Origin of the sequence: Phenylobacterium sp. LH3H17 (assembly GCF_024298925.1) — a bacterium.
In the GTDB taxonomy this organism is placed as follows: domain Bacteria; phylum Pseudomonadota; class Alphaproteobacteria; order Caulobacterales; family Caulobacteraceae; genus Phenylobacterium.
In genome coordinates, this window is sequence record NZ_CP101283.1 from 668319 (window position 1) to 692675 (window position 24357).

Annotated in this window: 20 protein-coding genes; 7 read left to right on the forward strand and 13 right to left on the reverse strand. The window is 68.5% G+C overall.

Annotated elements, in window-relative coordinates:
* Positions 1-2: 2 nt before the first annotated feature.
* From map to M9M90_RS03370, 7 genes are all read right to left on the reverse strand, one after another.
* Positions 3-749 (reverse strand): type I methionyl aminopeptidase, encoded by a 747-nt coding sequence (gene map / locus M9M90_RS03340; RefSeq protein ID WP_254835748.1) that lies wholly within the window; start codon positions 747-749, stop codon positions 3-5.
* A gap of 195 nt (positions 750-944) precedes the next feature.
* Positions 945-1922, reverse strand: coding sequence for an NADPH:quinone oxidoreductase family protein (locus tag M9M90_RS03345; RefSeq protein WP_254835749.1), 978 nt, complete (start codon positions 1920-1922; stop codon positions 945-947).
* The gene (locus tag M9M90_RS03350) at positions 1903-2961 is read right to left on the reverse strand and encodes an alpha/beta hydrolase (RefSeq protein ID WP_254835750.1); all 1059 of its coding nucleotides are present in this window, start codon (positions 2959-2961) and stop codon (positions 1903-1905) included. Before M9M90_RS03350 ends, M9M90_RS03345 begins: the two co-directional genes overlap by 20 nt.
* A complete protein-coding gene (locus M9M90_RS03355; RefSeq protein ID WP_254835751.1) occupies positions 2954-3583 on the reverse strand; it encodes a TetR/AcrR family transcriptional regulator in 630 nt (209 codons plus the stop codon). Before M9M90_RS03355 ends, M9M90_RS03350 begins: the two co-directional genes overlap by 8 nt.
* 86 nt (positions 3584-3669) lie before the next feature.
* A complete protein-coding gene (locus M9M90_RS03360) occupies positions 3670-4074 on the reverse strand; it encodes a hypothetical protein (RefSeq protein ID WP_254835752.1) in 405 nt (134 codons plus the stop codon).
* Positions 4075-4119: 45 nt separating this feature from the next.
* A complete protein-coding gene (locus M9M90_RS03365; protein ID WP_254835753.1) occupies positions 4120-5037 on the reverse strand; it encodes an SDR family oxidoreductase in 918 nt (305 codons plus the stop codon).
* Between the two features lie 129 nt (positions 5038-5166).
* Complete coding sequence (locus tag M9M90_RS03370) at positions 5167-7104, reverse strand: methyl-accepting chemotaxis protein (protein ID WP_254835754.1); 1938 nt, start codon at positions 7102-7104, stop codon at positions 5167-5169.
* 337 nt (positions 7105-7441) lie between these two features.
* Between M9M90_RS03370 and M9M90_RS03375 the strand changes: the two genes are divergently transcribed.
* Positions 7442-7663 carry a hypothetical protein gene (locus M9M90_RS03375; protein WP_254835755.1) on the forward strand — a complete coding sequence of 74 codons (222 nt, stop codon included), beginning with the start codon at positions 7442-7444 and terminating at the stop codon, positions 7661-7663.
* 75 nt (positions 7664-7738) lie between these two features.
* Here the strand turns inward: M9M90_RS03375 and M9M90_RS03380 are convergent, their stop codons facing one another.
* Together M9M90_RS03380 and M9M90_RS03385 are read right to left on the reverse strand one after the other, a co-directional pair.
* On the reverse strand, positions 7739-8542 hold the full coding sequence (locus M9M90_RS03380) for a DUF72 domain-containing protein (RefSeq protein ID WP_254835756.1): 804 nt from the start codon (positions 8540-8542) through the stop codon (positions 7739-7741).
* Positions 8543-8550: 8 nt separating this feature from the next.
* On the reverse strand, positions 8551-10200 hold the full coding sequence (locus tag M9M90_RS03385) for a M28 family metallopeptidase (protein WP_254835757.1): 1650 nt from the start codon (positions 10198-10200) through the stop codon (positions 8551-8553).
* A gap of 366 nt (positions 10201-10566) precedes the next feature.
* Here M9M90_RS03385 and M9M90_RS03390 point away from each other — a divergent pair, with 366 nt between their 5' ends.
* The 3 genes from M9M90_RS03390 to M9M90_RS03400 are packed head-to-tail and all read left to right on the forward strand — an operon-like array spanning position 10567 to position 16218.
* Entirely contained in the window at positions 10567-11970 is a 1404-nt protein-coding gene (locus M9M90_RS03390) for a TolC family protein (protein ID WP_254835758.1), read from the forward strand.
* A gap of 1 nt (position 11971) precedes the next feature.
* Complete coding sequence (locus M9M90_RS03395; RefSeq protein ID WP_254835759.1) at positions 11972-13087, forward strand: efflux RND transporter periplasmic adaptor subunit; 1116 nt, start codon at positions 11972-11974, stop codon at positions 13085-13087.
* Positions 13088-13143: 56 nt separating this feature from the next.
* Complete coding sequence (locus M9M90_RS03400; protein ID WP_254835760.1) at positions 13144-16218, forward strand: efflux RND transporter permease subunit; 3075 nt, start codon at positions 13144-13146, stop codon at positions 16216-16218.
* Between the two features lie 64 nt (positions 16219-16282).
* Here the strand turns inward: M9M90_RS03400 and M9M90_RS03405 are convergent, their stop codons facing one another.
* Positions 16283-17263 carry a threonine/serine dehydratase gene (locus M9M90_RS03405; RefSeq protein WP_254835761.1) on the reverse strand — a complete coding sequence of 327 codons (981 nt, stop codon included), beginning with the start codon at positions 17261-17263 and terminating at the stop codon, positions 16283-16285.
* Positions 17260-17679, reverse strand: a complete 420-nt coding sequence (locus M9M90_RS03410; protein WP_254835762.1) for a VOC family protein — start codon at positions 17677-17679, stop codon at positions 17260-17262. Before M9M90_RS03410 ends, M9M90_RS03405 begins: the two co-directional genes overlap by 4 nt.
* A gap of 96 nt (positions 17680-17775) precedes the next feature.
* Between M9M90_RS03410 and M9M90_RS03415 the strand changes: the two genes are divergently transcribed.
* The 3 genes from M9M90_RS03415 to M9M90_RS03425 all read left to right on the forward strand — a co-directional run bounded on the left by M9M90_RS03415 (position 17776) and on the right by M9M90_RS03425 (position 20738).
* The gene (locus M9M90_RS03415; RefSeq protein WP_254835763.1) at positions 17776-18369 is read left to right on the forward strand and encodes an acyloxyacyl hydrolase; all 594 of its coding nucleotides are present in this window, start codon (positions 17776-17778) and stop codon (positions 18367-18369) included.
* A 177-nt stretch (positions 18370-18546) separates the two neighbouring features.
* Positions 18547-19833 (forward strand): adenylosuccinate synthase, encoded by a 1287-nt coding sequence (locus M9M90_RS03420; protein WP_254835764.1) that lies wholly within the window; start codon positions 18547-18549, stop codon positions 19831-19833.
* An 89-nt stretch (positions 19834-19922) separates the two neighbouring features.
* Complete coding sequence (locus M9M90_RS03425; protein ID WP_254835765.1) at positions 19923-20738, forward strand: PleD family two-component system response regulator; 816 nt, start codon at positions 19923-19925, stop codon at positions 20736-20738.
* Here the strand turns inward: M9M90_RS03425 and M9M90_RS03430 are convergent.
* Both M9M90_RS03430 and rpoH read right to left on the reverse strand, forming a co-directional pair.
* Positions 20735-23044, reverse strand: coding sequence for a TonB-dependent receptor (locus tag M9M90_RS03430; protein ID WP_254835766.1), 2310 nt, complete (start codon positions 23042-23044; stop codon positions 20735-20737). The genes M9M90_RS03425 and M9M90_RS03430 overlap by 4 nt on opposite strands.
* 210 nt (positions 23045-23254) lie before the next feature.
* Positions 23255-24145: an RNA polymerase sigma factor RpoH gene (gene rpoH, locus M9M90_RS03435; RefSeq protein WP_256549226.1), complete on the reverse strand. Its 891-nt coding sequence runs from the start codon at positions 24143-24145 to the stop codon at positions 23255-23257.
* Positions 24146-24357: the final 212 nt, after the last annotated feature.

Consider the following 24357-nt stretch of genomic DNA (forward strand, 5'->3'; position numbering starts at 1 on the left):
GCCTACGCCAAGGTCAAGATCACCGGCCCGTTGCGCGTGGCGACCAGGCTGTGTTCGTATTGCACCGTGGGCTGATGGTCGGGCGGTGTGAGCGTCCAGCCGTCGTCGCCTTCCTCCACCCAGTCGGCGCCCAGGGACAGGAAGGGCTCGATGGTGAAGACCAGACCCTCGTGGATGCGACGATTGTCGCGCGGCTCGTACCAGGTGGGGATCTCGCCCGGATCGTCGTGCAGGGAGCGGCCGACCCCGTGGCTGGCGAGGTTCCGGACCAGGGTGTAGCCGTTGCGGTCGGCGAAGGCCTCGATGGCCTTGCCGATCTCGTTGAGCCGCCCGCCGGACTTCACCGCGCGGATGCCGCTCCACATGGCGCGGCGGCCGTCGCGGCACAGGCGCTCGATCTTGGCCGTGACCGGCGGCACCGCGAAGCTGGCGCCGGTGTCGCCGAAATAGCCGCCGAGCTCGGCCGAGACGTCGATATTCACCAGGTCGCCGGCCGCCACCCTGCGGTCATCGGGGATGCCGTGGGCGCAGTCGGGACCCACCGAGATGCAGGTCGCGCCCGGGAAGTTGTAGGTGATCTCCGGCGCCGAGCGGGCGCCCTCGCGCTCCAGCATGGCGCGACCCAGCTGGTCCAGTTCGCGGGTGGTGATGCCGGGCTCGAGCGCCTTGCCCATGGCTTCCAGCGTGCGGGCCACCAGCCGGCCGGCGGCCTTCAGACCCTGCAGGTCGTCGTCGTTCTCGATGGTCATGGCGGCTAATATGCACGGGGCCCCGCTTCAGCCCAAGCGCACAAGATGCTCCCCCTTTGGGGGAGCTGTCGGCGAAGCCGACTGAGGGGGACTTCAACTCGCGTTCGTGGGCTTCAACCCCCTCCGTCTCTCCGCTTCGCTCCGAGCCACCTCCCCCACATCGCGCTGCGCGCTGGGGGAGGATCTGATCGGAGACTACAGATCGGGCCGGATGATCGTCTTCCCCACCACCGTGCGCTCGGCCAGGGTGTCGAAGGCGGCGCGCCAGTCGGCCAGCGCGTATTCCGCGTGGACGCGCGGCTTCATGTGCGGGGCCAGGTCCCAGATGGCGGCATTGTTCTCGCGGCCCTTCTCGGGGAGTTGGCGGCCGTATTCTCCTGCGCGGACGCCCATCAGCGAGATGCCTTTGATCAGGGCGATATTGACCGGCATGACCGGCAAGCGGCCCGAGGTGAAGCCGATGGAGAGGATGCGGCCGTTGAAGGCGATGCAGCGGATGCTCTCGTCGAAGACGTCGCCGCCCACGGGGTCGTAGATCACGTCGGCCCCGCGGCCGCCGGTGATCTCCTTGACCCGCTCGCGGAAGCCGCCGGTGACATTGACGATAGCGTCGGGGGCGTATTCGCGCTGGATGATCGCCAGCTTTTCGTCGGAGGCCGAGGCGGCGATCACCTTGCAGCCGAGATGCTTGGCCAGGTCGACGGCGGCGAGGCCGACGCCGCCGGCCGCGCCGTGGACCAGCACCCATTCGCCGGGCTCGACCTGGGCGCGGCGGACGAAGGCCACATAGGCGGTGAGATAGGCCACCGCGTAGCCCGCCGCCTGGCTGAAGCTGAGCGACGGGGGCTTGGCGCGCAGGGCCGAGGCGGGGGTCACGGCGTATTCGGAGAAGCCGCCGATCCGGGCGCCGCCCACCACCGCATCGCCGAGCTTCCAGCCGGTGACACCTTCACCGAGGGCGTCGATCTCGCCGGCCAGCTCCATGCCGGGGATGAACGGCACCTGCGGCTTGTGCTGGTGTTCGCCCCGCGTCTGCATGAGGTCGGGGAAGTTGACCGCCGCGGCGCGGACCTTGATCCGCACCTCGCCCGGTCCGGGATCGGGGGTGGGAATCTCCTTGACCACGCAGCCGGCGTAATCGGGCTTCAGTTCCTCAACGACCAGCGCGCGCAATTCGTCCCTCCAGGCCTTCCCGCACCAGGCCCGCGATCTCGCGGCAGGCGGTGTCGGCGGCCGGGACCGCGCCGGTGAAGGCGGTGAAGGCGTGGGCCAGGCTGTCGTAGCAACGGTAGATCACGGGCGACCCCGCGTCAGCCAAGCGCTTGGCGTAGGCCTCGCCCTGGTCGACCAGGGGATCGAAACCGGCGGTGACGATGATCGCCGGCGCCAGGCCCGAGACGTCAGGGTTGCGGAGCGGTGACAGGGTCGGGTCGGCCGGGTCGGCGTCCGGGCCCATATAGTGGCCCATGAACCAGTCCATCATCGCCGACGAAAGCGGGAAGGCCTCGCCGTAGGTGGTCATGGACTGGGTCTCGCTGGCCACGTCCACGCAGGGATAGATCAGCAATTGCAGGGCCGGCTGCGGCTCGCCGGAGCGCTTCATCTCCTGGCAGACGATGGCGGCGAAGTTGCCCCCCATGGAGTCGCCGCCGATGGCCGCGTGGCCGGGCGGGGCGCCGAAATCCTGCGCATGGTCGCGGACGTGACGATAGGCGGCGAGCACGTCGTCCAGGCCGGCGGGGAAGCGATGCTCGGGCGCCAGACGATAGTCCACCGACACCACGGCGGCGTGGCCCACCTTGGCCAGCATCGAACAGAAGGCGTCACAGGTGTCGAGGTCGCCGATCACCCCACCGCCGAAGTGGGCGAAGACCATGACCGGGGCGCTGGGGTCCTGGATGGCCGGTCGATAGGCGCGGGCGGGAATCGGACCATCCGGGCCGGGGATCGACAGGGTTTCGACTCGGACGCCGGGCTCGCGCTCGCCGCTGAGCGCGGCCAGGCCCTGGGTATTGGCGCGCCGGGCCTCCTCCGGCGACAGGCCGGTCATGGCCGGGCCGCGCGAGGCCTGGGCCGCCAGGAACTGGAGGCGGGGATCAAGGGTGCGGCCCCCGACATAGACAACGCCGCCACCGGCCATCAACCGCAGGATCGGCGAGGGCAGCGACAGGAGGGTGCGGACCAGGAAACGCTGAACGCGCTGGTCAGCCATCGTGCCTGGCCTTGGGCAGGCCCTTCAGCCCCCCTTGGATCATGGCGACCGCGAATTCGGTGGCGCTTTTGACGTCCACGGGCCGGCGCGACAGCATCTTGTCGCCAACCTCGCGGGCGATGGCGATGCAGGACACGGCGACATAGTCGGGATCGGCCGCCGGCGCGCCGCCGCGAGCGATCTCCTCGATGATGGCGTCGCGCACCTCGTTGAAGACCGCCTTCATCTCCGGCGTCTCGCCGTGGACATGGGGATGGGTCTCTCCCGGCGGGCGCTGGGCCTCCCAGTTCTTGTGCACGTCGGCCAGGAACAGGAAATAGGCCTGGATGGCGGCGTGGACGAACTCTTCCCAATTGGCCGACTGGGCGCGGTGGGCCTTCAGTATGGGTGCGAACTGGCGCGCGCCCTCGTCGGAGAGGGCGACGTACACCTCCTCCTTGGACTTGAAGTAGTTGTAGAAGGTCCCCGCGGCCAAGCCGGTACGGCGGATGATGTCGCGCACCGTGACGTTGTCGTAGCCCAGCTCGCCGAACACCTCGCGGGCGGCGTCCAGGATGGCCTGGCGGTTGGCGACCTTAGTGAGTTCGCGCTTGCCGGAGGGAAGATAGGCGACTTCGGGCATGGAAGACTGACTCGGATAAAACTGACGCGCGTCATTCTAGTCACGCGCGACGCCCCGCGCCAATCTCCTGCGCTCACGACGCGAGATCAAGCGGCCGGAACGCCCAGATTGGATCCGTCGCAGCGGGCGCGGCACTGCCCCCAGGCGGCCGGGCATTCGTCGGCGCTCTCACCAGACAGGCAGAAATAATAGCTGCGCGCGCAGGACAGCCGGCAGGCGCCGCCATCGACCGAGCCCGGCCGGGCCAACGGCGCGAGCATCGGCGGCAGCGGGGTTGGGGTGGAGGCCCACGGCTGGGACGTCGCATCCTTCGCCGCGCCGTGACGGGCCTCGTCGGTGGCCTTGGCCAGGCCGTCCAGCGATCCAGGCGTGGCGGGTACCACGATCCGCCCGCCCTGGAACTGCGGCTCGGCGGCGGGCCTGACCTGCTGGGCGCCCGCGGGGCCGGCGGCCAGGACGGCGAGGCTGAGGAGCAGCGGGAGGAGGCGCATGGCCCGATCCTCCGCCGACCGGCCTTAAGACCCGGTTAACCATGATCAGACCGTGCGCTGAGCCCGGTCCTTGGCGTTGGCCGCCTGGATCGCCTCGCGCGCGGCGGTCCACTGGGCGTCGGTCCAGCTCCTCATGCGCGAGAAGTTGCCGCCCGAGGCCTGCCAGGAGGCTCCATCGATGGCGATGGTCTGGCCGTTCACATAGGCCGAAAGCGGGTGCAGCAGGTAGACGGCCAGGTTCGCGAGTTCGCGCATCTCGCCCACCCGGCCCATGGGATTGCCGCTCATGTCGGCATAGGCGCCGCCGGTCTCCTGGTCCTGGCTGGGGTTGAGCCGGGCGCTCATGCCCTCGGTGGGGAAGGGGCCCGGCGCAATGTTGTTGAAGCGGATGCCGTAGTCGCCCCACTCCACCGCGAGGGACTGGCTCATGGTGGCGATGCCGGCCTTCGACATGGCCGAGGGCACGGTGTAGGGCCCGCCGTTCCAGATCCAGGTGGTGAGGATCGAGATCACCGAGGCGGGTCGGCCCTCGGCGATCCAGCGCTTGCCGCAGTCCAGGGTGACGAAGAACGATCCGCGAAAGACGATGTTGGCGATGGCGTCGAAAGCCCGGGGGCTGAGATCCTGGGTGCGGCTGATGAAGTTGCCGGCGGCGTTATTGACTAGGCCGGTGAGCGCCCCCCCGTCGGCCCAGATGGTGTCAAGCATCTCCGAGATCGCCTCGGGCACGCGGATGTCGCAGGCCAGGCCGACGCATTTGCCGCCGTGCGCCGCCATCAGCTCTTTGGCGGTCGCCTCGACCACCCCGCCGCGGCGGCCACAGACATAGACCTCCGCCCCCAGCATCAGGCAGGCCTCGGCCATGACCTTGCCCAGGCCCGTGCCGCCGCCGGTGATCAGGATCCGTTCGCCGGTCATCAGGCCGGGCTTGAACATCAGGTCGTCGAAGCTGAGTTGCGCCATGGCGGTCTCCTCCCATTTCTGGGCGGAAGTCCGCGCCCCTGACGCCGGGTCGGTCAAGCGCGCGTCGGCTCAAGGAAAAAGGGGCCGCCTCTCGGCGACCCCTCGTAATACGCTACTCTTCCTCGGGTACTAAAACTCTTCCCAGCTATCGTCCTCGGCGTGGGGCGCGGAGGCCAGCGCCGTGTTCCCGCGGCTCTGCGGACGCGGCGGCGGGGCATGGGAACGCTGGGGCGGCGGAGCGTGGCGGGCGATCGGGGCGGCCTGGCCGCCGTTGACCTTGAAGCGGGCCACGAGGCGGGCCAGTTCCTGGGCTTCGTCGGCGAGCACGCGGCTGGCCGCGGTCGACTCCTCCACCATGGCGGCGTTCTGCTGGGTGACCTGGTCCATCTGGTTGACGGCGGTGTTCACCTGGCCGAGGCCCAGCGCCTCTTCCTTGGCCGAGGCGGCGATCTCACCGACAACGTTGGAGATCTCGGCGACCTGGCGGACGATGCGCTCCAGCGCCTTGCCGGTCTCGCCGACCAGGTTCACCCCTTCGGCGACCTGCTGGCTGGAGGCCGAAATCAGGGCCTTGATCTCCTTAGCCGCTTCCGCCGAGCGTTGGGCCAGCGCCCGCACTTCGGAGGCGACGACCGCGAAGCCCTTGCCGGCGTCGCCGGCCCGGGCCGCTTCGACCCCGGCGTTCAGCGCCAGAAGGTTGGTCTGGAAGGCGATCTCGTCGATGACGCCGATGATCTGGCTGATCTGCTTGGCCGAACCCTCGATCTGGCCCATGGCCTCGATGGCGCGGCTGACGACGACGCCGCCTTCTTCCGCGTCCGTCTTGGCCGAGGCGACGGCTTCGCGGCCGTGGCTGGCGCCGTCCGAGGTCTTGTTGACCGTCGCGGTGATCTCATCCAGGGCCGCGGCGGTCTGTTCCAGCGTGGCGGCCTGGTGTTCGGTGCGGCGCGACAGGTCGTCGGCCGAATGGCTGATCTCGCCCGCGCCGGACTGGATGGAGGCGGTGGCGCCGGCAATGGCGCGCATGGCTTCTTCCAGCTTGGCGGAGGCGGCGTTGAAGTCGTCGCGCAGCTTGCGGTAGTCGCCGGGGAATTCCCGGTCCAGACGGTAGGTCAGGTCGCCGGTGGCGAGGCTGTCCAGGGCCTGGGCGAGGGAGTTGACCACCATGGCCTGCTCCTCGGCGACGGCCGCGGCGGCTTCGGCGTTCTCGCGGCGCGTGGTCTCGGCGGCGGCCTCGGTCTGCTCGTGTTCCTGGCGCAGCTTCTCCAGGTGCAGCTGGTTGTCGCGGAAGATGGTCAGCGACGAGACGATGGCGCCCAGCTCGTCCTTACGCTCCAGGGCGGCCAGGTCGATGCTGTTGTCGCCGCGGGCCAGGGCCTCGGTGGCGCTGGCGATCTTCTTGACGTCCTTGCGCAGCATGGTGGTCAGCGCCCAGGCCAGGGTCCCGGCGATCAGCAGGGTGGCGAGGGCGGCGATCAGGGTCATGGTCTGGGCCGAGTTGGCGCTGGCCTCGCTGGCCTTGGCGTTGGCGTCGGTCTGGGCCTGGCCGGCCTGAACGATCTTGTTCAGGGTGCCGGTCATATTGCCGTACTCTTCCTCGAACGGCGCGGCGAAGCCGGCGGCCGTGCCGAAGTCGGTGGTGATCATGGCCGCGATGACGTCGAGCGCGTCGCGGGTCTGCTTCAGGGCCTTCACCAGGTCGGCGAAGTTCTTCTTCTGGGAGGCGGGGGCGTTGGCCTGGATCGCCTGAACTTCCTTGGTGATCGCGTCGACCTCGGTGAGCAGAGCCTGGCTCTTGCCCTCGATCTTTTCGACTTCGATCGCCGCGGCCTGGTGGGTCAGGAGGAAGTAGAGTTCGCCATGGACGGCGGTGATCCGCTCGGAGACCTTCTGCAGCCTCAGAGTGTTGGGCAGGTCGGTGCGAACCACCTGCTCAAGGTCGGCCGCCTGGCCGCGTTGAATGACCACGGCGCCGCCAGCCATCAGGGCCAGCATCACCAAGGCGAAGGCAGGTGCGAAGCCGATCTTTACGATCAGCGGCAAGTCCACAAGCCGAAGGCGCTTCACTTCCGATATCCCCCAGAAGGACGATTAGCATTTCGAACACCATGGCGTGAGGTTGCTAACCAAACGTCACTGAAACCCGGTTTCTCAGAGGGTTGCGCGCGCGGGCGTCTATAAAGACTGGCGAAGACAGCGCCAAAAGGTCGCGGCATCTTTACTTGGTGTTAACTACAAATCAGTTGGCCGACTCAGATTCCTTTAACCTGAATCCTGCATAGAGGGGCTGCGTCCGTTATCTAGAAAGGAGTGGGGCATGAAGAATTTCATCAAACTCGTGGGGGGTGTCGCTCTCTGCATGGCATTCGCCGGTGCATCGTCTGCGGCCGATTTCCAAGCCAGCATGAGCAAGTGCCTGACCAAGCACGCCAATACGCGTGATGCGGCCATGGTCATGCTCGAGTGCACGGCCGACGCCGGCAAGCTCTCGGGCTGCAAGGTGTTGGAAGACAACAAGGCGGGCAAGGGTTTCGACAAGGCGGCGCTCTGCGTGGCCGAGGCCCTGCCGATGGGAACCAAGACCGGGACCGTGAAGGTTCCGATGCGCTTCCCGGGCGGCGCCTAAGCCGCACCAACAAGAATTCCGTATTCTTGCTCTCACGCCTCCGGCTCCCGCCGGAGGCGTTTTGCATTGGCGGTCCTACTTGTTGACCCGCGACAGCAGGGCCTGGGCCGCGGCCGGGGCGCGGACCTTTCCCTCGTGGATGAAGTAGGCGAACACCTCGCGCGGGCCTTCGGCCGGGCCGGTGCGGTCGATGGGCGACAGGTCGCCGGGGACCTGGCCGTCGGCATAGGCCGCGAACCGCTCGGCCCAGGCGTCGAGGCCGTCCTCGGGATAGCCGTTCGGCAGGTCGTCGGAACCCTTCAGCAGGCGGGCGTAGACGAAGTCGGCGGTGATGTCGGGGATCAGCGGATAGTTCTCGTTCTCGGAGACGCAGATCGCCACGTTGCGGTCCCGGCACAGCTTGATGAAGGCCGGGTCGGCGAAGCTGGCGTGCCGCACCTCGACCACGTGGCGTAGTTTCAGGCCGTCCTGGGTCTTGGGCAGCAGGTCCAGGAAGCCGGCGAAGTCGTCGAGGTCGAACTTCTTGGTCGGCATGAACTGCCAGAGGATCGGTCCCAGCCGGTCGCCCAGCTCGACGATCCCCTGGGACAGGAACTTCTGCACCGAGTCCGCGCCCTCGGCGAGAACCCGGCGGTTGGTGGCGAACCGCGAGGCCTTCACCGAGAAGACGAAGCCCTCCGGCGTGGAGGCCGCCCACTTGGCGAAGGTCTCGGGCTTCTGGCTGGAATAGTAGGTGGAGTTGATCTCGAGCGTGGTCAGGTGACGGCTGGCGTAGCTCAGCTCGTCGGCCTGTTTCAGTCCCTTGGGATAGAACACGCCCCGCCAGGGTTCGAAGGTCCAGCCTCCGATCCCGGCCCGGATCAGGCCCTTGCCAGCCATCTAGCGCCTCATTTGCGTTGTGACGCCGTGGCGTCGCGGGTTTGCTTGAATTCCGAGCCCTCTTTCCAGGCGGGCCACTGAGTCGAATTGGCCAGCTTGCGGCCCAGGTCCAGCATCAGCTCGCCGTCCTGGGCGACACCCTCCAGGTTCCAGTTCGGATCGAACTCGTCCGCCGGCTGATGGTAGCGGTCGGCCGTATAGGCTTTGGCGTAGGCGTCCCCGGCCGCCTTGCCGCCGTTCACCAGGTCGCGGCCCGAGCCGAAGGAGATGGCCGGAACGCCGCGCTTGGCGAAGGAGAAGTGGTCAGAGCGGAAGAAGCTGCCGGCTTCCGGACGCGGGTCGGGGGTGTAGGAACGGCCCTTGGCCTTGCCCGTGGCGATCAGCTCGTCCTGCAGGGTCGAGGCGGCGTTGCCCGACGAGCCGAAGTCCTTGGCGGGCCCGGCCGGGGACAGGGCGTCCATGTTGATGTTGGCGACGGTGGTGGCCAGCGGATAGAGCGGATTGTCGGCGTAGTATTCCGAGCCCAGCAGCCCCTTCTCCTCAGCGGTCACGGCCAGGAAGACAACCGAGCGGTCGGGCTTGCGTCCCTTGGTGAGCGCGCGGCCGATCTCGATCATCGTGGCGATCCCGTCGGCGTTGTCGACGGCGCCGTTGTAGATCCGGTCGCCCGTGGCGTCCGGCAGGCCGACACCCAGATGGTCCCAGTGGGACGAGTAGATGAGCGTCTCCCCGGGGCGTTTGGCGCCGGGCACGATGCCGACCACGTTCTTGGAGACGATCTTCTGGGCGTCGACGGCGTAGTCGATGGAGATGGTCGCTCCGGTCAGGGCCACCGGCTTGAAGGCGCGGGTCTTGGCCAGGGCCTTCAGGGTCTCGAAGTCGAGGCCGGCGGCCTGGAACAGCGCCTTGGTTTTGTCGAGCTGGACCCAGCCCTCGATGGGGGCGTGCGCCTCGGCGGGCTTGGCGCGGATGATGTCGAAGATGACGTTGGTGTTGGAGTTCTTCACCGTCGCCCAGCCATACGAGGCGGCGGCGGTCTCGTGGATCACCAGGAAGCCGATCGCGCCCTGACGGGCGGCCTCTTCGTACTTGTAGGTCCAGCGGCCGTAATAGGTCATGGCCTTGCCGCCGAAGTCGCCTTCACCGCCCTCGAAGTCGGGGTCGTTGACCAGGACCAATGCGATCTTGCCCTTCAGGTCGACACCCTTGAAGTCGTCCCAGTTACGTTCCGGCGCGGTGACGCCGTAGCCGACGAAGACGATCGGGGCGTCCTTGACGCTGACATGGTCGACCCCGGTCTGGGCGGCGCGGATGGCGATCTCCTCGCCCTGGGTCCAGCTCTGGGTCGCCCCGCCCGAGGTGATGTTGACGCTCACCGGACCCTTGGTCTCGAAGCGGGCCAGGGGCACGTCCTGCGTCCAGGCCCGCTTGCCGTCCTTCAGGTCGCCGCCCGGCTTCAGGCCCACGGCTTTGAACTGTTCGGAGATGTAGGCGACGGTCTTCTTCTCACCCTCGGTGGCGGGGCCGCGGCCTTCGAAGGCGTCGGAGGCGAGGACCTGGATATGGCCCGAGATCCTGGCGGGATCGAGATCGGCCGCCTGGGCCTGCCCGGCGAAAACCGCCCATGCCGACGCGCCAGCGAGGAGAAACTGTTTCATGGATCACTCAGAAGGGGGATTGGAAATGCCGCAGGACCCTAGATCGGGCGATGCGAGGGCGGAAGGCCGCTTTTGCACCTCCATTCGGGTCGCAAGTGTGACCGTCGCGCCCCAAGCCTGGAACCAAAGGCGCGTGCGCCAAGGCCCACGATGCGCTAGGTCGCTGACGCTACGAGAGCCGGCCGCTCATTGTTAAGCTTTTTTAATGTGACTGGCCTGCAATCGCCATGACGTCGTACCGTGTACAGAACTGCCGATACCCAGACCCAGGTCGCGCCTCCCCAAGGCCGGGATTTCCCGGCCGGCGATTCCCGGGCCCGATAGACGAAAAGAATGATGCGCCCAGCTTCTCTCGCAGCCGGCCCCATGGCCGTGGCTTGCCTCGCGCTGGCGGCTTGCGGCTCGACGCGCGGCGTCGACACCCGTCTTCCCGCCGCCTATGAGCTGCCCGCCGGACCGCCGGCGGGAGCCGTGGCGCTGGACGCCTGGTGGACCGCCTTCGAGGATCCGCAGCTCACCGGCCTGATCGATCAGGCGCTGGCCGCCAGCCCCGACGCCCGCTCGGCCGCGGCGCGGCTGAAGGAGGCCCGCGCCCAGCGCTCGGGGGCGCTCACCAACTTCCTGCCCCAGGGCAATGTCCGCGGCGCGGCGTCGAAGACCGAGAACGAGGTCATCGACGGCACGGTCGTCAACATCCCGGGCTTTTCCTCCAGCGGCGAGAGCGAGAGCCAGTCTGGCAATTTCGATGTCACCTGGGAGATCGACCTGTTCGGCCGGGTGTTCGCCGCCCGCCGGGCCGCCAACGCCGAGATGGCCGCGGCGCGCCTCGACTATGAGGGGACCCGCGCCAGCCTCGCGGCCAGCGTGGCCGACAGCTATTTCCAGGCCCGCGGTCTGGCCATCCAGCTCGCCGACGCCCGCGAAGCTGTCCGCATCCAGGAGAGCCTGGCCCAGATCGCCCAGACCCGCGTCGAGCGGGGCATCACCGCGCGATCCGACGAGGACCGTGTGGCCGGCGACGTCGCCCAGGCCCGGGCCCAGGCGGCGGGCCTGGAGGCCGAACTCCAGGCCCAGCGCCGCACCCTGCTTATCCTGGTCGGCCGCGGCGTCGAACCCACGACCAACCTGGCTGTCGATGCCCAGGTGGGCGCGGTCCCCGAAGTCCCCGCCAGCCTGCCGGGTGAGCTGCTGACCCGCCGCCCCGATGTACGCCAGGCCGAGGCCATGCTGGTCTCCTCCCTGGGACGGCGCGACTATGCGCGGCTGGCGTTCCTGCCGACCTTCAAGCTGGCGCCGGGGATCGGCGTCCAGAAGACCGAGCAGCCCGGCTATTCGGCCACCATCCAGAGCTGGACCCTGGGCGGCGTCGTCACGGTTCCGGTGCTGGACATCCCGCGCCTGCTCTCGGAGCTCAAGGTGCAGAACGCCAAGGTCGAGCAGGCCGCCATCGCCTACGAGAAGGCGGTGCAGGTCGCCTATGGCGAGGCCGAGAACGCCATGATCCAGCTTGCCGCCGACCGCCGCCGAGTGGAGCTTCTGGACGCAGGCGAGGATCGGGCCGAGCGAGCCTATGAGGCGTCGCGCCGCGGTTACGACGCAGGCCTCACCGACCTTCAGACCGCGCTCGGCGCCGAACAGTCATGGCGCGCGGTGCGAACCCAGGAGACCGGCGCCCAGGTCCAGGCCCTGCGTCGCGCGGTCCAGACCTACAAGGCGCTCGGCGGCGGCTGGCCGCTGGCGTCCGCCCCCAACAACAAGAAGGCTCGCTGACGTGACGAGATCCAAACTCCTGCTGACCGTCACGGTCGCCGTCTCGCTCCTGGGCCTCGCCGCCTGCGGCAAGAAGGAGCCGCCGAAGAAGGATCCCGCCGCCCAGGCCCGCGCCGTGCGCGTGGTCCGGGTGGAAGCCCGGCCGATCACCGGGGCGCTCACCGCCTCGGGCAGCCTGATCCCCCGCGAGGAGGCCGCCGTGGTTCCCGAGGTCACCGGCTACCGCGTCGCCCGCGTGCTGGTCGAGGAAGGCGCCTATGTCCGCGCCGGCCAGACCCTGGCCCAGCTCGACGGGGCCCTGATCAGCGCCCAGGTCGAGCAGCAGAAGGCCCTGGCCGCACAGGCCGCGGTCCAGGCCGAGCAGGCCGAGCGCGAGGCCGCGCGCGTCAAGGGCCTGGACGGCCAGGGCGTGCTCTCCGACGAGGCGCTGGACCAGCGCCGCTTCCAGGCCCGCGCCGCGCGCGCCACGGCCAACGCCCAGGCCGCGGCCTATCGCGACGCCACCACCCGGGCCGGCAAGCTCGCCGTCTCGGCCCCGGTCTCCGGCCTGGTGCTGGAACGCACGGTGCGGCCGGGCGACCTCTCGGCCGGGGGCGGGACGCCCTGGTTCCGCATCGCCCGGGACGGGCAGATCGAGCTCGCCGCCGAACTGACTGAGGACGACCTGGCCCGGGTGCGCCCCGGCCAGCGCGCGACCGTGACCCTGCCTTCCGGGGCCAGCGCCGTCGGCCATGTCCGACTGGTCTCGCCCCAGGTCAACACCCAGTCGAAGCTGGGGGTCGCGCGCATCCTTCTGCCGGTCCGCTCCGACATCCGAGCCGGCGGCTACGGCCGCGCCCAGTTCGAGGACGCGGTCGGCGTCGGCCTCTCGGTGCCGGAGACCGCCGTGCGTTACGACGCCGACGGGGCCAGCGTGATGACCGTCGACGCCGCCAACAAGGTCAAGCGCGTGGCCATCACCACCGGCGCGCGCGGCGGCGGCCTGGTCGCCCTGGTCAAGGGTCCGCCCGCCGGAACGCGCGTCGTCCAGAACGCCGCGGCCTTCTTGCTGGACGGCGATCTGGTCAAGCCCGTTGAGGCCGCCGTCGCCGCCAAGCCCGCGAGCAAGGCCCGATGACCGCCCCCAATCCTCACGACAGCTCGGGCGGGATGCGAATCTCCGCCTGGGGAATCATGAATCCGGTGCCGGTGGCGGTGCTGTTCGCCGCCCTCGTCCTGGCCGGGGTGTTCGCCTATGCCGGGCTGACGGTGAAGATGTATCCCGACGTCTCCCTGCCCATGGTCTCGGTGACCGTGACGCAGAACGGCGCCGCGCCGGGCGAGATGGAGACCCAGATCACCCGTCCCGTCGAGGACGCCGTGGCGAGCCTGGCGAACGTCAAGAACGTCTATTCCACCGTCACCCAGGGCGTCTCCAGCACCAATATCGAGTTCGAGCTGGGCGAGGACCTGCAAAAGAAGACCGACGAGGTCCAATCGCGCATCGACCAGGCCCGGTCAGTGTTGCCGCGCGAGATCGACGAGCCCACCGTGGCCCGGGTCGAGTTCGATAACCTGCCAATCATGACCTACGCCGTGGCCGCCCCGGCCATGTCGGACGTGGAGCTGTCCTGGTTCGTCGACGACACCCTGGCCCGCGCCCTGCAGGGCGAAAAGGGCGTGGCCCAGGTGGCCCGCGTGGGCGGGGTGACCCGCGAGATCAACGTCATACTCGACCCCGACAAGATGAACGCCCGGGGCCTGACCGCCAGCCAGGTCAACAACGCCCTGCGCGCCGCCAACCTGGATTCCCCCGGCGGCCGGGTGCAGGTGGGCGGGCGCGAACAGACCCTGCGGGTGCTGGGATCGGTCAACACCCTGGCCCTGCTGCGCGAGTTCACCGTGCCCACCGGCGCCGGCGGCTACGTGAAACTGACCGATATCGCCGAGGTCGGCGACGGTTCGTCGGAGGTGCGCGGTTTCGCCCGCCTCAACGGTCGGCCCGTGGTCGGGGTCATGGTCATGAAGACCAAGGACGCCAGCGACGTGGCGGTCGAGGACAAGGTCCTGGCCAAACTCAAGGAGATGGAGACCGCCCACAAGGGCGTCAGCTTCACCAAGATCTTCTCGGCGGTGGACGAGACCCGGGCCAGCTTCCGGGCCACCCAGCACGTGCTGCTGGAGGGCATGTTCCTGGCGGCCCTGGTGGTGCTGTTCTTCCTGCGCGACTGGCGCTCGACGGCGATCACCGCCTTCGCCATGCCGGTGTCGCTGATCCCCACCTTCTTCTTCATGCAGATGTTCGGCTTCTCGCTGAACGTGGTGACCCTGCTGGCGCTCACCCTGGTGGTCGGCATCCTGGTCGACGACGCCATCGTCGAGATCGAGAACATCGAGAAGCGGGTGTCCCAGGGCATGCGCCCGTTCCAGGCGGCCATGGAAGGCGCCGACGCCATCGGCCTTGCGGTGGTCGCCACCACCGCGGCCATCATCGTGGTGTTCACTCCGGTCTCGTTCATGAAGGGCATGGCCGGCCAGTTCTTCCGCGAGTTCGGCATCACCGTCTCGGTGGCGGTGCTGTTCTCGCTGGTGGTCGCCCGGCTGCTCACCCCGCTGATGGCCGCCTATCTGATGAAGCCGGCGGCCAATCCCCACCCGCGCAAGCCCTTCGAGGGCTTCTACCGCAACGCCCTGGAATGGGCGCTGGACCACCGGATCATCGCCTCCATCGCCGGCGGCGTGATGTTCGTGGGCTCCCTGTTCCTGGCCACCCTGCTGCCGCAGGGCTTCCAGCCGGCCGGCGATCCCGACTACGTCTATGTCAACGTCCAGGGGCCGCCGGGCGCGACCGCGGCCGACATGGAAGAGGTGGCCGCCCGGGTCAACCAGGTGTTCCAGAAGCGTCCCGAGGTCATCGGGGTCTTCGCCCAGATGGGCTCGACCGTGGCCTCCGCCGGGCCTGGCAGCATGAGCGGCGGCGGCGGCGACCTGCGATCGGGCACCATCACCGTGCTGCTGAACGAGAAGCGCGACATCTCGGGGGCCGAGCTGCGCAAGGAGATGCGCGCCGAGCTCCTGGCCATCCCCGACGCCCGCGTCAGCTTCCTGGACTCCCAGGGATCGGCCGGCCTGCAGAAAATCCTCACCAGCGACGACCCCGACGCCTTGCTGGCCGCCTCCACCGAGCTGGAGCGCCAGATGCGGACCCTGGACGTGATCGCCGACCCCCGTCCGGCCACCCCGCCCGTCGGACCCGAGGTGATCATCCGGCCTCGGGCCGACCAGGCGGCCCGCCTGGGCGTCTCGGTGGACTCCATCGCCCAGGCCGCCCGCGTCGCCACGGTGGGCGACATCGACGCCAACGTGGCCAAGCTGACTGACGGCGAACGCCGCCTGCCGATCCGCATCCGCCTGCCCGCCGAAGCCCGCGCCGACATCGCGCGGATCAAGGCCCTGCGCCTGCCCACCGCCTCGGGCGGCATGACCACCCTGGACGCCGTGGCCGATGTGGAGTTCCAGGCCGGTCCCGCCCGGATCGAACGCCTCAACCGCAAGCGTCAGCAGACGGTCCAGGCCGAGCTCAACGGCGTGGAGATGGGCGTGGCCAACAAGGCGGTGGATGAACTGCCGATCATGAAGGACCTGCCCAAGGGAGTGACCCCCGCCGAGACCGGCGACCTGGAGGCCATGCAGGAGCTGTTCGCCTCCTTCGGCCTGGCGGTGTTCTCCGGCGTGGCGATGATCTACGGCGTGCTGGTCCTGCTGTTCCGGTCGTTCTTCAAGCCGATCGTCATCCTCTCCGCACTGCCGCTGGCGGTGGGCGGGGCCTTCCTCGGCCTGCTGGTTTTCAACCTCTCGCTCTCCATCCCCTCGCTCATCGGCTTCCTGATGCTGCTTGGCCTGGCCGCGAAGAATTCGATCCTGCTGGTCGAGTACGCCATCGAGCGGGAGCGCGAGGGCATGGGCCAGCGCGAGTCGCTCATCGAGGCCTGCCGCGAGCGGGCGCGGCCCATCGTCATGACCACCATGGCCATGGCCGCGGGCATGCTGCCCACCGCCTTCGCCCTGGAGAAGGGCGCGGAGTTCCGCCAGCCCATGGCCGTGGCGGTGATCGGCGGCCTGATCACCTCGACCCTGCTGTCCCTGGTGCTTGTGCCGGTGGTCTATGAGTTCGTCGACGACTTCGAGAGCTGGCTGAAGCCCAAGCTGGCCAGGCTGGTGACCCCCCGCCAGGCGCCGCCGCAGGTCGCGCCGGAAGACCGGTTCTAAGCCAGACCGTTGCAGCCGGGCGCGAGCGGGGAGGGCCAGTCGGCGGCGGCGGCGGGGCGGATCATCAGACCTCCTCGCGCAGGACCTTCGCGAACAGCTCGGGATCGACATTGCCGCCGGACAGCACCAGGCCGGCCGGCCCGTCGCCCCAGGACTTGACCTTGCCCGCCAGCAGGGCGGCGAGGCCCACCGATCCGCCAGGCTCAACCACCAGCTTCAGCACCGAGAAGGCGTAGCGCATGGCGCGCGCCACCTCGGCGTCGGTGACCAGGGCCACGTCGGCCACGGTCTTCTGGAGGATGGGGAAGGTGAGCTGGCCGGGGGCCGGGCTCTCCAGGGCGTCGCAGAGAGAGCGGGTCGTGGGTGTGAGCGTCACCCGCTCGCCCTTCCGAAGGGAGCGCAGGGTGTCGTCGAAGCCCGCCGGCTCGACGCCGACCATGGCCGTATTGGGCGACAGCGCCTTGACCGCCGTGGAGACCCCGGCCATCAGGCCGCCCCCGCCGATCGGGCAGACCACCACATCGAACGTGACGCCCTGGCCTTCGGCCTGGCGGACCAGTTCCAGCCCGACCGTGCCCTGGCCGGCGATGACGTCCGGATCGTCGAAAGCCGGCACGACCACGCTGCCGCGCTCGGCGGCGATCTGGGCGGCGATGGCCACCCGGTCCTCGGTCAGCCGGTCATAGAGCCTGATCTCGGCGCCATAGCCGCGGGTGGCCTCCACCTTCACGGTCGGGGCGTCCGAGGGCATGACGATCAGGGCGGGCATGCCCAGCAGCCTGGCCGCCAGGGCCACGCCCTGGGCGTGGTTGCCCGAGGAGAAGGCCACCACCCCCCGCGTCCGCTCGTCGGCCGAGAGCTGGACCAGGCGGTTATAGGCGCCGCGAAACTTGAACGCTCCGACACGCTGCAGGGTCTCGGGCTTGATCAGCACCCGGCGGCCCAACCGGTCGTTGAGCGCCGGGCTCTCGATCAGCGGGGTTTCGACGGCGTGGCCCTTGAGCCGCCTCGCGGCGGCCTCGATCTCGGCCAGGCCGACGCTCACCTGGCGAACACCATGGCGTCGTCGGCGAAGGCCTTGAACTCGATGGCGTTGCCCGACGGGTCGAGGAAGAACATGGTCGCCTGCTCGCCCGGTTCGCCCTCGAATCGGATCTGCGGCTCGATGATGAACTTCACCTTCGCGGCCTCCAGCTTTCCGACCATGGCCTGCCAGTCCGGCAAGGTCAGGATCGCGCCGAAGTGACGGACCGGCACGTCCTCGCCATCGACGGCGCTGGTCGACCGATGGCCGACCTCGTCGGGCGCCAGGTGGGCGACGATCTGATGGCCGAAGAAGTCGAAGTCGATCCAGTCGGCGCTGGAGCGGCCCTCCGGACAGCCCAGCAGCCCGCCGTAAAAGGCGCGCGCTTCGGCCAGATCGCGGACCGGGAAGGCGAGGTGGAAGCGGGGACGGGTCATGTCCGCGTCATAGCGCGACCCAATCGCCCACGCGAGCGGTCCCTTGCACCGCGTCCGGACGCGACTAGGTTCGGTCTTGAGCTGGGGGGTTCATCGATGCGCATCTTTCTCACGGGCGCCGTGCTGGCGACGCTGGCCGGTCCGGCGAGCGCCGCCGACCTTCTGCTGGGCGTCTACGGCCACGACGTGACATTCATCGGCGACAGCTTGGGGCTGGGCGCGGCCGGGCGCGAAGACGGCGTCGACTTGCAGCTCGGCCTGCGCAGCGCGCGGATCGAGGCGCTGTCGGCCATCGGCCGGCCCCAGGCCCACGCCTTCGCCTCGGTGAACAGCGAGAACACCTCCAATTTCGTCGCCGCGGGCCTTTCTTGGCCGATCGCGATAACTGAGAAGCTGTATTTCCGGCCCGGGGTAGGCCTGGCCTATACCGACGGCGCGACCGACCTGCCGCCGGTCAATGCACCCGGTCTCAGTCCCGCCGAGATCCAGCGGCGGCTGCACCTCTACAACACCCGCATCGATTTCGGCTCGAAGGTGCTGTTCCAGGGAGAGCTCGGCCTCGGCTACCGGTTCAACGACCGATGGGCGGGGGAGATCTCCTGGGTGCACATCTCCAACGGCCAGGTGTTCTCGAGCGGCAAGAACCAGGGCATGGACGACGCCGGCGTGCGGCTGATCTACAGCTTCTGACCCGCGTATCCGCCAGCACTTGACGCGGTCGCCCAGCGCTGGTCTACACCCGCCGAACGGCTGCCCGTCGCCTGAAGGCGCTCGCCACCGCTTCCTAAAATCGATCCAGTCCACCCGCCGAGAGCCTGTCGAAGGGCGTGGTTGGACCCGCTCGGCAGGCCGGGAGATCGTATCTGCATGGCCAATGTGACGGTGATCGGCGCCCAGTGGGGCGACGAGGGCAAGGGCAAGCTCGTCGACTGGCTCAGCAACCGCGCCGACGTGGTGGTGCGCTTTCAGGGCGGTCACAATGCGGGCCACACCCTGGTGGTCGGCAACCAGGTCTACAAGCTCAGCCTGCTCCCCTCGGGCGTGGTCCAGGGCAAGCTGTCGGTGATCGGCAACGGCGTGGTGGTCGATCCCTGGCACCTGCTGGAGGAGATCGCCAAGATCGGCGCCCAGGGCGTGAGCGTCACCCCCGACCTGCTGGTCCTGGCCGACAACGCCTGCCTGATCCTGCCCCTGCACCGCGACCTCGACCAGGCGCGCGAGGCCGCCGCGGTCAACAAGATCGGCACCACGGGCCGCGGCATCGGGCCGGCCTACGAGGACAAGGTCGGCCGCCGCGCCATCCGGGTCGGCGACCTGGCCGACCGCGACGCCCTGGAGGCCAAGATCGACCGCCTGCTGGCCCACCACACCCCGCTGCGGCGGGGCCTGGGCCTGCCGGAGTACGACGGCGCCCAACTGCTGGCGGCGCTGGAGGAGATCGCGCCCAAGGTTCTGCCCTTCGCCCAGCCGGCCTGGCGGCTGCTGGACGAGGTGGTGAAGTCAGGCAAGCGGGTTCTGTTCGAGGGCGCCCAGGGCGCCCTGCTGGACGTCGACCACGGCACCTATCCCTATGTGACCTCGTCCAACACCGTGGCCGGCCAGGCCGCGGCGGGATCGGGCCTCGGACCCAAGGGCACGGGCTATGTCCTGGGCATCGTCAAGGCCTATACCACCCGGGTCGGCGAGGGGCCGTTCCCCACCGAGCTCAATGACGAGATCGGCCAGCACCTGGGCACGGTGGGCAAGGAGTTCGGCGTGGTCACCGGCCGACCGCGCCGTTGCGGCTGGTTCGACGCCGCCCTGGTGCGCCAGTCGGTGGCGCTGAACGGCATCGACGGGATCGCACTCACCAAGCTGGATGTGTTGGACGGCCTGCCGAAACTGAAGATCTGCGTCGGCTACAAGCTGGGCGACAAGACCTTCGACTACCTGCCCGCCGGTTTGAAGGCCCAGTCGGCCCTGGTCCCGATCTATGAGGAGATCGACGGCTGGAGCGAGAGCACGGCCGGCGCGACCTCCTGGAAGGACCTGCCCGCCAACGCGGTCAAATATGTCCGCCGGGTGGAGGAGCTGATCGGGGCGCCCGCGGCCATGGTCTCCACCAGTCCGCAGCGGGACGACACCATCATGGTGCGCGACCCGTTCCAGGACTGATCGGGTCGGGATCGAGCGGCCGGCCGTCAAGGCGATCTTAAGGACGTCGGGCCTAGCTTGTCCCGGAGTCCTTCGGAGCCGCCCGGGCCGTGTTCAACGACGACTTCAAGCTTGTCCAGCGGATGGCGCCGCTGATGCAGAGGGTGCTGATCATCGATCCGGCGCCCGCCAGCGCCCGTCTGCTCGCCGAGTTGATGCGCAACATCGCCCCGGTGCAGCTCTGGAACGCCGTCTCCACCCGCAAGGGGCTGGAGGCCGCGCGCCAGGTTAATCCGCAGATGATCTTCGTGGAACTGTCGGGTCCCGACGTCGACGGCGTCGATTTCACCCGCCAGCTACGCAAGTCGGAGATCGCCTGTCGCATGGCGCCGGTGATCATGGTGACGGCCACGGCTACGCCCTCGGCGATCATGGCCGCCCGCGACGCGGGCGTGCATGAGTTCCTGCGCAAGCCCTACACCGCCCGGGACCTGCTGCGGCGGCTGGAAGCCGTGACCCTGCGTCCCCGCGACTGGGTCGAGGCGGTGCAGTATATCGGCCCCGACCGGCGGCGGTTCAATTCCGGCGACTATACCGGCCCTCTGAAGCGCCGCTCGGACGCCACCCAGACCACCGACCAGGCCCGCATCATCCAGGCGCTGAAGATCCTGAAGTCGGCCGTGCCGGCCGTCTCCACCGATCCCCGCCAGGCCCTGCGCGCCATGCTGGCCCAGATGGTCGAGCTGCATCGCGCCGCCAACGGCATGAAGGATCTGAAGCTGGCGGCCATGGCCACCGACTTCCAGCGCTACCTGGCCATCGTCGCCGACCGGGGCGTCATGGACCGGGCCGAGATCGCCCGCGAGGCTCAGCCCCTGCTGGCCCTGCTGCCCCAGGAAGACACCGAGGAAGGCCAGGCCGCCTAGAACTCCGCCGACAGGGTCAGCTGCACCGAGCGCGGCGGGCCGGGGCGGAAGCTGGCCAGGGTGGTGGTCGTGGTGTTGATCGTGCCGAGATAATCCTCGTCCAGCAGGTTATCGACATTGAGCCGGAACTTCAGGCGGCTCAGCGGCCCCTCGCCCAGCTCGCCGATGTCCATATAGGCGTTCCAGACGGTGTAGCCGTCCGTCTTTTCCGTGTTCAGGAAGTTGGTGTAGCGGTCCGAAATGTGGCGCGCGCCGATGTTGAACAACGCCCAGTCGGTGGGCTCGAAGGTCACCCCGCCCTGGAACACCCACTCGGGGAAGTCGGGCACGACCTTGCCGGCGATCGGGACGAGGGTGGTCACCCCGCCGGCGACCGTGGCGTAGTTGTCCTGGAACTCGGCGTGATTGTACGAGAGATTGCCGTTGAAATAGATCTTCCCGCCGAACAGCTCCGGCTTCCACTGGCCGGAGAATTCCGCGCCGTAGGCGTCCACCTGCCCCACGTTCTGGAAGAAGGTCTCGGTGGTCGTCGAGCCGGGGACGATCGACGAGAACGACTGCAGGCGGTTGGCGAACTGGGTCTGGTAGACCACGAACGAGGCGTTGAAGGTCGGGCGGTTGGTCCGCACGCCCAGCTCCCAGTTCTTGGCGGTCTCGGCCTCCGGCGCGGGCACGATGGGGCTGGCCGCGGAGAAGACGTCGTCGGCTCCTCGCGGCAGGGCCATGTTCTCGGAATACGAGGCGAAGACCTGCTCGCGGCCGGTCAGGTCGTAGACCGCCCCCACCTGCGGTAGGAAATTGTCCTTCCACTTGGCCGTGAGGGTCGGGCGGCGGAGCGCGATGTAGTCGCCCGGATTGCGCGCGCCACTGATCTCGTAGTCGATGCTGAGCGCCTTTAAGCCCAGGTCCAGCTTCAGGCGGTCGTCCAGCAGGCTGATGACGTCCTTGACGAAGACCTGGGTGGTCTCCCGCGTCGAGACGAAGTTGCGCTGCAGGTGCACGGGCTCGCTCAACAGCGGGGCGCCGTCGGGATTGCCGCCAGCATGGTTATAGCGCGCCTGGGTGCGGTGATAGTCATCGTCCTCGTACCAGACGCCGGCCTGGACCGTGTGGTTGGCCGCCCGCCACTCGAGCTTGCCGGTGATCCCCTTACGCTCGCCGTTGATGGTGGAGAGGCCATACTGCAGGCCGCGCGGGGCGAAGAGGCCCGGGATGATCAGCCGCTCGGCATTGTGGCTGGACAGGGACGTGCCGTAGGCCTCGGGCGAGACCCCGTAGCCCTGCTTGTCCTCGTAATAGGCGGTGGCCGAGACATCGATCGCCTCGCCCACCGGCGACTTCACGGTCAGGGCGTAGAGATAGTCGGTCCGCGAGTTGATCGCCTGCTTGTAGTACTGATTGTAGAGGGCGTTGGAGTAGGTCACGCCCGCCGCCGCCGGGGTCAGGACCGGCACATAGTTCAAGTAGGGGAAGAACCGTCCCTTGCGCCCGAAGGGGTCGACCGACGCGCCGGTGTACTGGGCCTTGGTGATCGCCGGGGAGTCGAAGTCGAAATAGTCATTGTAGACCGCCTGGAAGGTGACATCGGCCCCGCCCTCGAACTGGTAGCGGACCTTCCCCTCGATGTGCTCCCGGTCGATGGTGCCCGCGCCGCGCCAGAGGTCCGACTGGATGTCGGACCGAGCCACATAGGCCGACCACCCGGCGTGGACGCCGGTGTCCAGCCGCAGGAAGTTCCTGAACAGGCTGTCGGAGCCCATGGTGAAGCTGGCGCGCGCCCCCAGGTTCTCCTTCGGGGCGGTGGTGAAGTAGTCGACGATGGTCCCGAGCGAGGCGTAGCTGGGCAGGCTGACGTCGCCCGCGCCGGACGAGGCCTGGACCCGCAGAAGGTTCTCATTGTCCACGTAGCGGTAGATCGGCGACCCGCCGAACTGGTCGGAGCGCCCCATGGGCACGTCGTCCAGCAGGAACCCGATCTGGGTAAAGGAAAAGGCCCGCACGGTGACCGAGTTGCCGAACTCGTACATGCCCAGGGCGTCGTTGGCCTGGACGTTGAAGCCCGGCAGGCTCTCCAGCATCTTGAGGCCGGTGATCCCGGCTGGAGCCGAGAGCAGGGCCTCGCGCGTGATCGAAACCGTGGCCGTGGTCTGATCCGTGCCGATGGCGACCGCGGCCTCAGAGACGCGGCGGCCGGTGACCACCAGCTCGTCTATCTGCTGGGCGCAGGCGCCGGAGGCCGGCGCGACCAAGGCGCCGGCGAGCAAGAGGTAGCGCAGCGTGCGCGGCGTGGCGTTCGACGTGTTCATGAATATCCCCACCAATCAGTCGCGATGAGGATGTTGCGCCGCCGCGCGCGCCGCCCAGGCGGAATGGTGTGAAAGAAACCGATAGGTCACTTCCGGCCACGGATTGATCATCCGGCGCCGCGCTCTTGCGCAGCTTGCCATCGCCTGAAAACGAAGAAGCCGCCGCGGGCGGGCCGCGACGGCTTCGGATCGTAGGACGAAGAGCGCCGATCAGGCGTCGACGAGGTTCTTGGCTTCCGCCGCGGCCTTCATCGACTTCTGCAGCTTCTCGAAGGCCCGGACCTCGATCTGGCGCACCCGTTCGCGGCTGACGCCGTATTCGGAGGCCAACTCTTCCAGGGTGGTCGGATTATCCTTCAGCCGGCGCTCGGTCAGGATGTGACGCTCGCGGTCGGTGAGTTCGGTCATCGCCGCCTCAAGCAGGCTCATGCGGATGGTCCGCTCCTGGTTCTCGGCGACATAGGTCTCCTGGCTGACGGCGGTCTCGTCCTCCAGCCAGTCCTGCCACTCGCTTTCGCCGTCCACGCGCAAGGGCGCGTTCAGCGAGGCGTCGGGGCCCGACAGGCGGCGGTTCATCGAGATCACCTCGGAGTCGAGAACGCCCAGCTTGGTGGCGATCTCGCTGACCTGGTCGGGGCGCAGGTCGCCCTCCTGGAAGGCGCTGATCTGGCTCTTGGCCTTGCGCAGATTGAAGAACAACTTCTTCTGCGCGGCCGTCGTGCCCATCTTCACCAGCGACCACGAGCGCAGGATGTATTCCTGGATCGAGGCGCGGATCCACCACATGGCGTAGGTGGCCAGGCGGAAACCCTTGTCGGGCTCGAACTTCTTCACCGCCTGCATCAGGCCGACATTGCCCTCGGAGATCACTTCCCCGATGGGCAGGCCGTAGCCGCGATAGCCCATGGCGATCTTGGCCACCAGGCGCAGGTGGCTGGTGACGAGCCGATGGGCGGCTTCAGAATCCTCATGCTCTTTCCAGGCCTTGGCGAGCATGAACTCCTCGTCCTTGGCGAGCATCGGAAACTTACGAATTTCAGTCAGGTACCGGCTAAGGCCGCCTTCCGGCGACATCACGGTCAGCGCATGGGCTGTGGCCACGGAAAATCCCCTCATATCTAGCGGACTTTCGGGTCGCTCAGCGCAAGCGTGCGCGAGACCGTCCGCCCCTCCGACCTACAGATAGGTGCGGGTCGTTCCGGGCGTAAGGCCACGGTTTGGGAGAAACCGACGGCCCTGAAAATCCGACTGCTCAACTCAGGTATTACTAGACCTGGATGGGGGCGGCATCAAGGCGACCGGGACGCAAGCTT

Excerpts from the sequence above, each read along its gene's own strand:
- map (WP_254835748.1), bottom strand. The coding sequence starts at position 749 with ATGACCATCGAGAACGACGACGACCTGCAGGGTCTGAAGGCCGCCGGC.
- M9M90_RS03350 (WP_254835750.1), bottom strand. The coding sequence starts at position 2,961 with ATGGCTGACCAGCGCGTTCAGCGTTTCCTGGTCCGCACCCTCCTGTCG.
- M9M90_RS03355 (WP_254835751.1), bottom strand. The coding sequence starts at position 3,583 with ATGCCCGAAGTCGCCTATCTTCCCTCCGGCAAGCGCGAACTCACTAAG.
- M9M90_RS03360 (WP_254835752.1), bottom strand. The coding sequence starts at position 4,074 with ATGCGCCTCCTCCCGCTGCTCCTCAGCCTCGCCGTCCTGGCCGCCGGC.
- M9M90_RS03365 (WP_254835753.1), bottom strand. The coding sequence starts at position 5,037 with ATGGCGCAACTCAGCTTCGACGACCTGATGTTCAAGCCCGGCCTGATG.
- M9M90_RS03375 (WP_254835755.1), top strand. The coding sequence starts at position 7,442 with ATGAGCAAGTGCCTGACCAAGCACGCCAATACGCGTGATGCGGCCATG.
- M9M90_RS03380 (WP_254835756.1), bottom strand. The coding sequence starts at position 8,542 with ATGGCTGGCAAGGGCCTGATCCGGGCCGGGATCGGAGGCTGGACCTTC.
- M9M90_RS03385 (WP_254835757.1), bottom strand. The coding sequence starts at position 10,200 with ATGAAACAGTTTCTCCTCGCTGGCGCGTCGGCATGGGCGGTTTTCGCC.
- M9M90_RS03390 (WP_254835758.1), top strand. The coding sequence starts at position 10,567 with ATGGCCGTGGCTTGCCTCGCGCTGGCGGCTTGCGGCTCGACGCGCGGC.
- M9M90_RS03400 (WP_254835760.1), top strand. The coding sequence starts at position 13,144 with ATGAATCCGGTGCCGGTGGCGGTGCTGTTCGCCGCCCTCGTCCTGGCC.
- M9M90_RS03410 (WP_254835762.1), bottom strand. The coding sequence starts at position 17,679 with ATGACCCGTCCCCGCTTCCACCTCGCCTTCCCGGTCCGCGATCTGGCC.
- M9M90_RS03415 (WP_254835763.1), top strand. The coding sequence starts at position 17,776 with ATGCGCATCTTTCTCACGGGCGCCGTGCTGGCGACGCTGGCCGGTCCG.
- M9M90_RS03420 (WP_254835764.1), top strand. The coding sequence starts at position 18,547 with ATGGCCAATGTGACGGTGATCGGCGCCCAGTGGGGCGACGAGGGCAAG.
- M9M90_RS03430 (WP_254835766.1), bottom strand. The coding sequence starts at position 23,044 with ATGAACACGTCGAACGCCACGCCGCGCACGCTGCGCTACCTCTTGCTC.